This window comes from Pararhodobacter sp. SW119, from assembly GCF_017811755.1.
Classification (GTDB): Bacteria; Pseudomonadota; Alphaproteobacteria; order Rhodobacterales; family Rhodobacteraceae; genus Pararhodobacter.
Genome location: NZ_JADDJF010000076.1, coordinates 1 through 9,212 on the forward strand (window position 1 = coordinate 1; position 9,212 = coordinate 9,212).

Sequence of the window (9,212 nt, forward strand, 5' to 3'; positions counted from 1 at the left end):
GTTCCGATCAACCTCAAAGAATCCCGGTAGCCGACCCGGCCCAGTTCGGCATCTGCGTCACAGATGCGCTGACGGCCTACGCCGAAGAGACGCGGGACCATCCACTACGATTTATTCAGCGGCATTGGCGGTCCGAAGCAACCGCTTGAAAGGGCGTGCTCGACACCGCCCATGAGGTGGGCTTTCAGGATCTCGCGCGCGGCATCGGCGTCGCGGGCAAGCGCGGCATTCAGGAGCGCCCGGTGCTCGCATGCGGCGATCTCGCCGCGGAAAGACAGCGCGATCGCCTGGTAGCGCAGGTACTTGTCGAAGACCGCGCCGTGCAGCTGCATCAGGACGCGCGAGCCACACGCGTCGATCAGCGCCTGGTGGAATTCCCAGTCATAGCGCTTCCAGTCGGTCGCCGCCGCGCGGTCGCCCGCGCGCATCCGTTCTTCCAGCGCGCTGAGCCGGTGATACGCGGCCAGCGCGCGCGCCTCCCAGTCGACATCTCCGCGCGCAAAGGAATCCTCCAGCGCCTGTCCCTCGACCAGGTAGCGCAGCTCGGCGAGTTCGCGCAGGTTCCCGGGCGAGACCGGCGCCACCTCGAAGCCGCGTTGACCTTCGGCGATCACCAGCCCCTCGGTCGCAAGCCGGTTCAGCACCTCGCGCAAGGTGCTGACCGAGGCCCCATAGGCGCCGCGCAACTGCTCCAGCCGCAGCTTCGCCTCGGGGGGAAGCTTGCCCATCAGGATATCGCCGCGCACCTGCTTCCAGGTCCGGGCCGCGACTGTGGCTTCTTCCGCCCGTGGGGGTATCGGCACAGGATGCGCTTCCAGTGCGCCGGTCGCCATGGTGTGCTCGACGCAGGCCCCGATATGCCGGCGCAGGATGCCAATTGCGCCTTCGGTGTCGCGCGCCAGCGCACGATCGCGCAGTTCCCGATGCTCGGCGACGGCCGGCGCGCCCCGGAAGATCATGGCGATGATCTGGTAGCGCAGGTAGCGGTCGAAGATCCCGCCATGCGCGGCCACCAGCTCGGCAGAGCCACAGGCGGCGATCAGTTCGTGGTGGAATTCCTTGTCGTAGCGCTTCCAGTCCTCGGCACGGTCGTGCTCGCCGGCCAGCATCGCCCGCTCGATCACGCCAAGCTTGTGCCAGGCGCCGACCACGCGGCCCTCCCAGTCGAGATCGCCGCGGACGAAGGCCGCGCGCAGAGCATGGCCCTCGAGCAGCTCTCGCAACGCGGCGAGGTCGCGGAACTCTTCCTGCGTGATGGGCGCGACGCCAAAGCCCCGCTTTCCCTCGGACACAACCAGGTCTTCGCCGGCAAGCCGGTTGAGGATTTCGCGCAGCATGCTGACACTCACCCCGTAACTCTCGCGCAGGCTTTCCAGCCGCAGGCGCGACCGGGGCGGCAACGCCCCGCGGATGATGTCGCGCCGAATCGCGCTGTAGATGGCTTCGATGGATGTATCCAGCATTGCCGTTTTGCCGGGCTGTCGATCTTCGATTGTTTCATGCACGTGCAAGAGGGGCAACGGCATCATGAAGCATAGGTTTTCTATTATCTCATGTGAAGAACTTATATACGGTTGATTTATGTTCCATGAGATGTAGGGTCGTGGGTCATGTGGCGCAGAGGACCGATCGCCACGGCAAAGGTCAACGCTTCGAGGGAGGATGACATGAAGGCTGGATTTTCACGGCGGGGGATACTCGCAGCGGGCGCGCTGGCGCTGGCGGCGACGGGAATGGGCACCGCGGCAATTGCGCAGGATCGCCAGACCCTGCGGTTTTCGGCGGTCTTCTCCGAGCAGGACATTCGCGCGCAGATGATGCAGCAGCTTGAAGCGGCGGTCGCAGACGACTTCGAACTCGAGTTGCACTACGGCGGCACGCTCTTTGGCCAGGGCACCGAACTGGTCGCGCTTCAGCGCGGCAATCTGGAGATGGGCAACATCGCCCCGCAGGACATCGCCAACCAGATCCCGGCCTGGTCGATCCTGACTTCGGCCTACCTCTTCCGCGACCCCGAGCATCTGATGGCCTTCTTCGCTTCCGACGCCGGCGAAGAGATGAAGGCGATGGCCGAGGAGCAGCTCAATATCCACATTCTGGGCCCGACCTTCTTTGGCACGCGTCATGTCGGCCTCGTCCCCGATCGCCGCATCGAAACGCCCGAGGACATGTCCGGCGTCCGACTGCGCATGCCGCCGGGCGAGGCGTGGCAGTTCCTGGGCGAGTCGCTGGGCGCGAACCCGACCGCGATGGCCTATGCCGAGGTCTATACCGGCCTCCAGACTGGCGCCATCGACGGGCAGGACAACCCGCTGCCAAATGTCGAGAACATGAAGTTCTACGAGGTCATGAGCCAGATCGCGCTCACCTCGCACCTGGTGGCGTTCGATCTGCTCACGATCTCGTCGCAGGTCTGGAACGACATGAGCGAAGAGCAGCAGCAGGCCTTCCAGGCGGCCGCCGACGATGCGATGGCTTGGTCCGCCGAGCAGCACCAGGCACGCGAGGAGGAATTGGCCGCGTATTTCCGGGAGCAGGGACTCGAGGTCTACGAGCCCGACGTCGATGCCTTCCGGGCCTACGCGCAGGAACGCTACCTGAACTCGCCCCTCTCGGCCGACTGGCCCGAGGGCATGCTTGATCGGATCAACGCGCTCTGATCCACGCATCCGGCGACCGGCCCCTCGGGCCGGTCGTCCGCTGACAGGGGGGGCGGATGATGCGATTGCTCACGCGGCTGGCGCATTGGCTGCGCCTCGCGGCCGAGGCCGTGGCCGGGCTCATGCTGGCGGTGATGTTCGGCGCCTTCCTGGTGACGATCCTCTTTCGCTACGTGCTCAACTGGCCCGCCGGACGCGCCGCCGAACTCAGCTCGGTCATGTGGATCTGGCTCGTGCTCTTCGGCGCGGCCTTCGTCGTGCGCGAGCGCGAGGAGATCCGCTTCGACATCCTCTACGGCTCGGTCCCGCCCGTGGTGCGGCGCGCCTTCATGGTGCTGATCGCGCTTGGCGTCGTCGGCCTTTTCCTGCTCTCGCTGCCGGCGGTCTACGACTATGTGACCTTCATGCAGGTCCAGCGCACCGCCTATCTGCGCATCCGCTACGACTGGCTCTTTTCCATCTACGTGGTCTTCGCCGTGGCGGTGATCCTGCGCTACCTCTGGCTCGCGGTCCGGGCCGTCGCCGGCCATGATCCGCTACCCCCCGATCCGCTGCACACCGAAATCACAGAATCGAGGCGCTGAGGATGGAGCCGTTCACCGCCGCGCTTCTGGTGATCTGCCTGCTGGCGCTTCTGGGCCTGCCGATCGGGCTGTCGATGATCTCGGGCTCGATCCTCTATCTCTACATGCGCGGGCAGGACATGGGGCTGGTGGCTGAGCGGCTCCTGAATTCGATGTTCACCGGCTACGTGATCCTGGCCGTGCCGCTCTTCATCCTCGCTGCCGAGTTGATGAACACCGGCTCGATGACCGATCGGCTGCTCAGGTTCTGCAACGCCTTCGTCGGGCGGTTCCGCGGCGGGTTGGCGCAGGTCAACATCGCCCAGTCGGTGATCTTCTCGGGTATGTCGGGGTCGGCTTTCGCCGATGCCGCCGGCACCGGCCGGATCATCGCCAACATGATGACCCGCGACGGTCGCTATACGCGCGGTTTCGCCGCCGCGCTGACCGCCAGCGCCGCCGTCATCGGCCCGATCATTCCACCCTCGATCCCCATGGTCCTCTATGCGCTCGTCTCGGGGGCCTCCATCGGCTACCTGTTCCTCGCCGGCGTCCTTCCAGGCTTGCTGATGGCGGCAATGCTGATGGTGCTGGTCTACTTCCAGTCACGGCGCCAGAACTTCCCGGTCGAACCGCCGGTTCCAGCGCGGGAATTGCCGGGCATCACGCTCGGCGCGTTTCCGGCCTTGATGATGCCGGTTGTTCTGTTGGGCGGCATCTACTCCGGCGCCATGACGCCGACCGAGGCTGCCGCCGTCGCCGCCTTCTACGCGCTGCTGATATCCGTTGTACTCTACCGCTCGATCAGCATCGGGCAGTTCTACCGCGCGCTAACCTCGGGGGCGCGCTCCTCCATCGCCATCGGTATGCTGATCGCCGGCGCGTTGGTCTTCAACTACGTCGTCACCGCCGAGAACATTCCCCAGGCTCTGCGCGCCTACCTCGCCCAATGGAACCTGACGCCACTCCAGTTCCTGATCCTCGTCAACATCGTGCTCTTGCTGATCGGCGCGATGCTGGAGGGGACGGCGATCCTGCTCATCATCGTGCCGGTCTTCATCCCGACGGCGCAGGCGCTCGGCATCGATCCGGTCCATTTCGGCGTCGTCGCGGTCGTGAACATCATGATCGGGCTGGTGACGCCGCCGTATGGCCTCCTGATCTTCATCATGCAGTCGATCACCGGCGCGCCGCTCAGGCACATCTTCCGCGACCTCGTGCCGTTCATCGCCGCGCTGATCCTGGCGCTTGTCGTCATCACCCTCTCGCCCGACTTCGTGCTCTGGCTGCCGCGGCAGTTCGGCTACCAGGGCTGAGCAGCAGAAAGGTCCCACCTGTGCCCCAAGCGATCCATGTCCTCAACGGCCCCAACCTGAACCGCCTCGGCACCCGCGAACCCGAGGTCTACGGCGCGACCACGCTGACTGAGGTCGAGGCGATGTGCCGCGAGGCTGCCGGCGCGCGCGAGGTCGTCTTCCGACAGTCGAACGCCGAGCATCAGATCATCGACTGGATTCACCAGGCCATCGACGCGGGCGCGGCGGCGATCGTCATAAATCCCGCCGGCCTCACCTTCACCTCGGTTCCGATCATGGACGCGCTGAAGATGTTCCCCGGCGTGGTGATCGAGCTGCACATCACCAACATCCACCGGCGCGATGCGGTCTATCACAATTCTCTCATGTCGAAGGTGGCCACCGCGGTCATCGCCGGTCTGGGGCCGCAGGGCTACCGTACCGCGGTCGAGGCCGCCTGCCGGATGACGGATACCGGTGATGCCTGACCCGATCCGCCTCGGCCTCATCGGCGACAACATCGGCGCCTCGCAAGCGCCGCGTTTCCATGTGCTGGCCGGACGGCAGAACGGCGTGTCGGTCACCTACGACCGGCTGGTCCCGCGCGAGACCGGAGAGGAGTTCGAGGCGCTTTTCGCTCGCGTCGCCCGGGGCGGCTACCGCGGCATCAACGTAACCTACCCCTACAAGGAGCGCGCGGCGCGGCTGGTGCGCATCGACGATCCGCAGGTCGCCGCGATGGGGGCGGTGAACACGGTTCTGTTCACGGCCGAGGGCGCACAGGGCTACAACACCGATCATTCCGGTTTCATTGCCGCATACCGCCAGGCGCGCGGCGAGGCGACTCCGGGGCATGTGCTCCTGATCGGCGCGGGCGGCGTCGGGCGGTCCATCGCCTTCGCGCTCGCCACCCTCGGCGCGCAGGAATTCCGTATCACCGACACCCTTCCTGACCGCGCCGACGCGCTGGCAGACACCCTGCGCCGCAACTTCCCCGGCCTTGCCCTGCGGACCGGCCGCGACGCCGCAGCACTGGCCGAAGGCGCCACCGGTATGGTCAACGCCACGCCCGTCGGCATGGTCGGCCAACCCGGCACGCCGCTGTCGCCGGAAGCAATGCAGGGCGCCGCCTGGGCCTTCGACGCGGTCTACACGCCCGTCGAAACGCAGTTCCTCGTCGCGGCGCAGGCGGCCGGCGCGCAGACCATCTCGGGCTACGAGCTTTTCATCGGCCAGGGGGTCGATGCCTGGCGGCTCTTCACCGGCCTGCCGCTCGGCGAGTCCCGTCTTCGAACCGAGCTCACGGCGGAGGTCGTGCCGTGAAGACCTCGATCGCCACCGTCTCGATCGCCGGATCGCTGCCAGAGAAGCTTGACGCCATTGCCGCCGCCGGGTTCGACGGGGTCGAGATCTTCGAGCCCGATCTGCTCGCCTCGGACCTGACCCCGGCCGAGATCGGCCGCATGGTCCGCGACAAGGGGCTGGAAATCATGCTTTTCCAGCCATTCCGCGATTTCGAGGGGCTGCCCGAGCCGCTGCGTTCCCGTGCCTTTGCCCGCGCACGCCACAAGTTCGAACTGATGGGAGAGCTGGGCACCGACCTGATCCTTGTCTGCTCCTCGACCCATCCCGACTCTCTTGGCGGCATCGATCGGCTGGCCGGGGATTTTTCGGAACTCGGGGCCCTCGCCGCCGAACATGGCGTGCGCGTCGGTTACGAGGCCCTGGCCTGGGGGCGACACATCGACGACCACCGTGACGCCTGGGAGGTCGTGCGCCGCGCCGATCATCCGAATGTCGGCCTGATTCTCGACAGCTTCCACACGCTCGCGCGTGGGATCGACGCGGACACGATCCGCCGCATCCCCGGTGACCGCATCTTCTTCGTCCAGTTGGCCGACGCGCCGGCGATCCCGATGGATCTGCTCTACTGGTCCCGGCATTTTCGCTGTATGCCGGGCGAAGGAGATCTGGACGTGCAGGGTTTCATGCGGGCGGTCTTGGCGACGGGCTATGCCGGCCCCCTCTCGCTGGAAATCTTCAACGACCAGTTTCGCGCCGGGCTGCCGCGGCTAGTGGCGGTGGATGGCCACCGCTCGCTGGTCGCGCTGATGGATACCGTGCGCCGCGCGGAACCGGCGCTGGCCGTCGACCTGCCGGCCTTCCCGCCGCCCGAACCCGCCCGGGACATCGCCTTCATCGAATTCGCCACCTCGACCGAGGAAGCCGCGAACCTGGAGGCGCTTCTCGAAACGCTCGGTTTTGTGCGTGCCGGTCGGCACCTGACCAAACCGGTGACCCGCTTCGCCCAGGGCGGCGTCAGCGTGCTGGTCAACACCGCCACGAAGGGGTACGCCCATTCGGCCTATCTCACCCATGGAACCTGCGTCAGCGAGATCGCACTCTCGGTCCCCGATGCCGGGGCGACACTGGCGCGCGGTCGCGCGCTCGGCGCCGACCCGGGGGGCGATCCGCCGGGGCCGGAAGAGATGGCCATCGCCGGGCTGCGCGGCGTCGGCGGCAGCCTCCTGCGGCTGATCGACGCCGCAACGGGGGCCGACCGCGTCTGGCAGGTGGATTTCCGCGACACGGTGGCGCCGCCCGCGGGGGTCGGCCTCACCGGCATCGACCACGTCGCCCAGACCATGCGTCACGACGAGATGCTGAGTTGGGCGCTTTTCTACACCTCGCTGCTGGAGGCGGAGAAGGCGCCGATGGTCGATGTCGCCGACCCCGACGGACTGGTGCGCAGCCAGGCGATCCGCTCTGGCGGCGTGCGGATCACACTGAACGGCGCCGAACCCGCGCGCACCCTCGCCAGCCGGTTCCTCAGCGACAGCTTCGGCGCCGCCACCCAACACATCGCCTTCGCCACCGCCGACATCTTCGCCACCGCCGAGCGCCTCGCCGCCCTGGGCTTCCAGTCGCTGCCGATCGGCGCGAACTACTTTGGCGATCTCGCCGCCCGCTTTGACCTCGAACCCGGGCTCCTCGACCGGTTCAGGGCGCACAACATCCTCTACGACCGCGACGAGGTCGGTGAGCTTTTCCAGCTCTACAGCCGCCCCTTCGGCGACGGGCTTTTCTTCGAGATCGTGGAACGCCCAGGCGCCTACCAGGGCTACGGCGCCCCCAACGCTCCCTTCCGCCTGGCCGCCCAGAAGCGGTTGCTCAGGCCGGCGAGCATGCCCCGACGATGACCAAGGCAATCTGGCTGCCTTGCCAGTGGAACGGACAAACTTGTCTGCCGGGCAATCACATCCGATCTGCACGCCGTTGGAATCGGCGAGCTCTTTGCGCCACCAACCCTCCAGCGACCAGTATCGCAGACTGCTGCGGGCAAATCGCCGCGTCTACTTGGGTCGGCTCGTGCTGAAATCACGTTAGCCGGAGCCAGTCCTGCGAATAACGGACCTCGCCCACCCCCGCCATCCGAGCCAGCCGGTCGAACTCCGCTTCCAGCGCGGCTCGCCGTCCGACGCTCATTCTCACACCGGCCTCGGGCCAGAAAGCGCTGACATGCAGCGTCTCGGAACAACGCTTTGCGTCGACGCGCCCGATAAGTCGATCGCCCTGCATGACAGGAAACACATAGTATCCGTAGAGCCGCTTCGCCGCCGGAACGAAGATCTCGATCCGGTAGTGAAAGCCGAAGAGCCGCTCCGCCCGCGCCCGGTCGCGCAGCGCCGGGTCAAAGGGCGACAAGACCCGGACCCGCGCCGAGGGCCCGGGCAGCGATGCGATGTGGTCGAGAAGCGCCCCGGACGAAAAGCTTCGCCGCAGGCTGCCGTCGGCCATCTCCACGTCCAGCTCGAAGATGCGCCCGTCAGCCAGGGCGCAGGCGCACCAGGCCTTCGCATCGTCTCGGGTAGCGATCTCGAAGAAGGCCGCTAGTTCGCCCGCCGTCCCGAAGCCCAATCGGTTCAGCGCCGCCGTCATCGCCCAATCGACGATCTCGGCATCCTCGCGGCGCGCGTTGAGGTAGTCTGGCGGGATGACACGCTCGCTGAGGTCGTAGAACTTGCGGAACCCTCGGCGATGGCAGATCGCCAGCCGCCCTGAACGCCAAAGGTATTCGAGCGCCGTCTTCGACGGGTGCCAGTCCCACCAGCCCGAGGAGGTCTTCGCCTCGCCCGCGCCGACTTCGCGCGACGAGACCAGGCCGTTATCCGCGATCTGGCGGAGGACTGTGTCGATCTCCGTCCCCCAGCCCTCGCGCCGCCATTTCGGCCAGTGCCGCTGCATCCGCGCCTCATCGCGGGAGAATTTCAGCCGCCACATCGGATAGAACTGCATCGGAGTGACCGCGGCGTCATGCGTCCAGTGTTCGAAGCCGCGGCGGTGGCGGGCGACCATGTCGTCCAGTGCCCGGGGCCGGTATTGCCCACGACGCGACCACAGGATCAGGTCGTGCGAACGGGCGAGTGTATTGACGCTGTCAACCTGCACGAAGCCCAGATCCGTCACGACGCGAGCCAGATCCGCTCCGGAGCCCGGCCCCGTCCCGGGACGCAGCAACAGGTGCCGATCAAGAAACAGCCGGCGGGCCTCAGTGTTTTTGAGACGCGGTCGGGTCATGGGCGCCTTCTGGATGGATGGACTGCGGGTCAAAGTCGCGGGCAAAGCGCGTGATCTCGGCGGTGGTGACTGTCAGGCGACCCGAGCCAAACGTTTACCCAACTGTGAAATCCTCA

Annotated in this window: 8 protein-coding genes; 6 read left to right on the forward strand and 2 right to left on the reverse strand. The window is 66.6% G+C overall.

Going from position 1 to position 9,212, the window contains the following annotated elements:
* Positions 1–104: 104 nt before the first annotated feature.
* Positions 105–1,463 carry a GntR family transcriptional regulator gene (locus tag IM708_RS21440; RefSeq protein ID WP_245243336.1) on the reverse strand — a complete coding sequence of 453 codons (1,359 nt, stop codon included), beginning with the start codon at positions 1,461–1,463 and terminating at the stop codon, positions 105–107.
* 204 nt (positions 1,464–1,667) lie between these two features.
* On the opposite strand from IM708_RS21440, the gene dctP reads away from it, so the two are divergent.
* Genes dctP through IM708_RS19290 form a run of 6 tightly spaced genes read left to right on the forward strand, consistent with a single transcriptional unit; the run spans position 1,668 to position 7,718 of the window.
* Positions 1,668–2,660: a TRAP transporter substrate-binding protein DctP gene (dctP, locus tag IM708_RS19265; protein ID WP_209428190.1), complete on the forward strand. Its 993-nt coding sequence runs from the start codon at positions 1,668–1,670 to the stop codon at positions 2,658–2,660.
* Positions 2,661–2,716: 56 nt separating this feature from the next.
* Positions 2,717–3,244 carry a TRAP transporter small permease subunit gene (locus IM708_RS19270; protein WP_209428191.1) on the forward strand — a complete coding sequence of 176 codons (528 nt, stop codon included), beginning with the start codon at positions 2,717–2,719 and terminating at the stop codon, positions 3,242–3,244.
* Between the two features lie 2 nt (positions 3,245–3,246).
* Positions 3,247–4,539: a TRAP transporter large permease gene (locus IM708_RS19275; RefSeq protein WP_209428192.1), complete on the forward strand. Its 1,293-nt coding sequence runs from the start codon at positions 3,247–3,249 to the stop codon at positions 4,537–4,539.
* A gap of 20 nt (positions 4,540–4,559) precedes the next feature.
* Positions 4,560–5,006 carry a type II 3-dehydroquinate dehydratase gene (locus IM708_RS19280; protein WP_209428193.1) on the forward strand — a complete coding sequence of 149 codons (447 nt, stop codon included), beginning with the start codon at positions 4,560–4,562 and terminating at the stop codon, positions 5,004–5,006.
* Positions 4,999–5,841 (forward strand): shikimate dehydrogenase, encoded by an 843-nt coding sequence (locus tag IM708_RS19285; RefSeq protein WP_209428194.1) that lies wholly within the window; start codon positions 4,999–5,001, stop codon positions 5,839–5,841. The genes IM708_RS19280 and IM708_RS19285 overlap by 8 nt, the downstream gene beginning before the upstream one ends.
* Positions 5,838–7,718, forward strand: coding sequence for a sugar phosphate isomerase/epimerase and 4-hydroxyphenylpyruvate domain-containing protein (locus IM708_RS19290; RefSeq protein ID WP_209428195.1), 1,881 nt, complete (start codon positions 5,838–5,840; stop codon positions 7,716–7,718). Before IM708_RS19285 ends, IM708_RS19290 begins: the two co-directional genes overlap by 4 nt.
* A 178-nt stretch (positions 7,719–7,896) precedes the next feature.
* On the opposite strand, the gene IM708_RS19295 is transcribed toward IM708_RS19290, so the two are convergent.
* Positions 7,897–9,096, reverse strand: coding sequence for a crosslink repair DNA glycosylase YcaQ family protein (locus tag IM708_RS19295; protein WP_209428196.1), 1,200 nt, complete (start codon positions 9,094–9,096; stop codon positions 7,897–7,899).
* Positions 9,097–9,212 lie beyond the last annotated feature (116 nt).